This is a genomic window from Corynebacterium sp. (assembly GCF_012837295.1).
In the GTDB taxonomy this organism is placed as follows: domain Bacteria; phylum Actinomycetota; class Actinomycetes; order Mycobacteriales; family Mycobacteriaceae; genus Corynebacterium.
The window spans coordinates 1-2,156 of record NZ_DURI01000227.1; the positions used below are offsets into that span (position 1 = coordinate 1).

Here is a 2,156-nt window from a genome sequence, read left to right on the forward strand (position 1 = left end):
GCCGAGGCCCGCCGCATCGACGACGATCCGGCGCGGAAGGTGCTGGCGCTGCAGTTGGCGGGGCGGATCGGGACGGCGTCGCCCGAAACGATGACCGCGACGATCGCCACCGTCATCGCACAGCTGGGCGGCGGCTCTCGCCTGCGTGGCGCGGAGGCCGTCGTGGACCCGCATGGGTTCGGCGGCGGGGTTCGGCCGCTGCTGCCGCACCCGAGGTGCGCCGTGTGCGCGCCCGGCGGCTCGGCGGCGTTCACCCGATAACGGGCACAATGGCGGCCATGAACGAAGAGTCGGTGTCCGGATCCCCGTTCCGCCGTGCCGCGCGCCTGGCGTCCGTGCCGTTGTCGGCCGGCGCGCGGGCGTTGAATCCCCGCAGCCGCGCGACGAATCCGCGCAAGACGGCGGAGCAGCTGGCGGCGGTCCTCGGCGAACTCAAGGGCGGCGCCATGAAAGTGGGCCAGGCCCTGAGCATTTTCGCGCCGATCCTGCCCGACGAATTGGCCGAGCCCCTCTCCGGGACGTTGCGGTCGCTGCAGGCCGAGGCCCCTCCCCTGCCCGCGTCGTCGGTGCACCGTGTCCTCGACCGCCAGTTGGGCACCGCGTGGCGGGAGCGTTTCCTCGAGTTCGACGACGTCCCCGTCGCCGCCGCGTCGATCGGCCAGGTGCACAAGGCGGTGTGGTCGGACGGTTCGCCGGTCGCGGTGAAGGTGCAGTACCCGGGCGCGGACAAGGCGATCAAGGCGGATTTGCGCCAGCTGAAGCTGATCACCCCGATTTTGCAGCAGCTCGAGGACGGCATGAACATGTCGGACCTCGTCGACGAGATCGCCGACAACGTCCTCGACGAGCTCGATTACCGCATCGAGGCCGATCACCAGCGCGCCTTCCACGCCGCGTTCGGCCAGGGCCGGGAGCCGCGCCTGCACGTGCCGAAGGTGTACGCGTCTGCCCCGAAGGTGCTCGTCAGCGAGTGGGTCGAGGGCGTGCGCCTCGGCGAGATCATCGACCACGGCACCGAGGAGCAGCGCTCGCGGGCCGCCGAGGCGCTGACCGTTTTCGAGTTCGCGTCGCCGGATCTCGTGCATCGCATGCACACCGATCCCCACCCGGGCAATTTCTTGCTTGACGACGACGGCGTCCTCACCGTCATCGATTTCGGCGCGTGCATCCACGTGCCCGAGGGACTGCCGCGCCCGTTGATCGAATTGGTCGCCGCCGTCGTCGACGGGCGCAGGGAGGACCTTCTCGATTTGGCCGTCGAGCACGGCTACGTCACCGGTGGCCGGGAGAAGGATCTGACGCCGGCCGAGGTCGAGGCGTTCCTCATGCCCTTCGCCGAACCGTTGGCCCACGACGACTTCGTGTTCACGGTGGCGTGGTTGAAGCGGGTGATGGGCCCGTTCATGGATCCGATGTCCCCCCAGTCGAAGTTGGGCCGGAAGTTCGGGATGCCCAAGCGCTACATCATGATTCACCGCATCCTCGCCGGCGCCGTCGCCGTATTGGCGCAGTTGTCGGCGCCGGCACCGTATCGCCAGGTCATCGCCGAGCATTATCCCGAAATGGTGGGGTTGGGCCCCGGGCGGTAGCGTTTCCGGCATGCGTCCGCAGGAGTTGTACAACCAGGTGGGCATGACCCATGAGGGGCTGTCCGGCATCGTCGACCAGGTCCGCCAATTGGTTGCGTCGGCCGAGGTGTGGGATCCGGCTTCCCTGACCGTCGATGATTCCACCGTCATCACTCCTTCCGAATCTGTCGACGCGGTCACGTCGGAACTCCGTGCGTGTGCCGACGCCCTCGACCTCGCGATCGGACATGCCGAGGCCGCCTGGTCCGCCAGCTCCCGCATCGGCGACGGTGGATAGGCGCCTTCCGGCCTCTGCCAACCCATTGCAGCCCGCCCGTTCGCGTTGGCAGTTCCTGCTGATCGAGAACTTGTCCGGATCTCAATAATCGGCTTGCCAAAACGGGATCGCTAGCTAGAGAACCGGCATGCCAGAACGGGGTCACTAGAACGGGATGGCTAGAACGGGATTGAGGGATCCGGCCCCAACGGCGCCGGCGGCTCCGGCACCATCGACCCGTCCACATCAAGGCTCGCCCGGCGGCACGTCGGCCCCTCGCTTCCCCAGCGCCAGACCCCTCCCGCCGGCAC

At 68.4% G+C, this 2,156-nt stretch carries 3 protein-coding genes; all 3 read left to right on the forward strand.

Annotated elements, in window-relative coordinates; translation table 11 throughout:
* Nucleotides 1–261, forward strand: a 261-nt coding sequence (locus GX015_RS07480; RefSeq protein ID WP_291344041.1) for a hypothetical protein, incomplete at its 5' end; no start/stop codon positions are given.
* A gap of 17 nt (nt 262–278) precedes the next feature.
* Nucleotides 279–1,589 (forward strand): AarF/ABC1/UbiB kinase family protein, encoded by a 1,311-nt coding sequence (locus GX015_RS07485; protein WP_291344043.1) that lies wholly within the window; start codon nt 279–281, stop codon nt 1,587–1,589.
* A 10-nt stretch (nt 1,590–1,599) separates the two neighbouring features.
* Nucleotides 1,600–1,866 (forward strand): hypothetical protein, encoded by a 267-nt coding sequence (locus GX015_RS07490; RefSeq protein ID WP_291344045.1) that lies wholly within the window; start codon nt 1,600–1,602, stop codon nt 1,864–1,866.
* Nucleotides 1,867–2,156 lie beyond the last annotated feature (290 nt).

Coding starts and splice junctions, on each gene's coding strand:
- GX015_RS07485 (WP_291344043.1), top strand. CDS start 279: ATGAACGAAGAGTCGGTGTCCGGATCCCCGTTCCGCCGTGCCGCGCGC.
- GX015_RS07490 (WP_291344045.1), top strand. CDS start 1,600: ATGCGTCCGCAGGAGTTGTACAACCAGGTGGGCATGACCCATGAGGGG.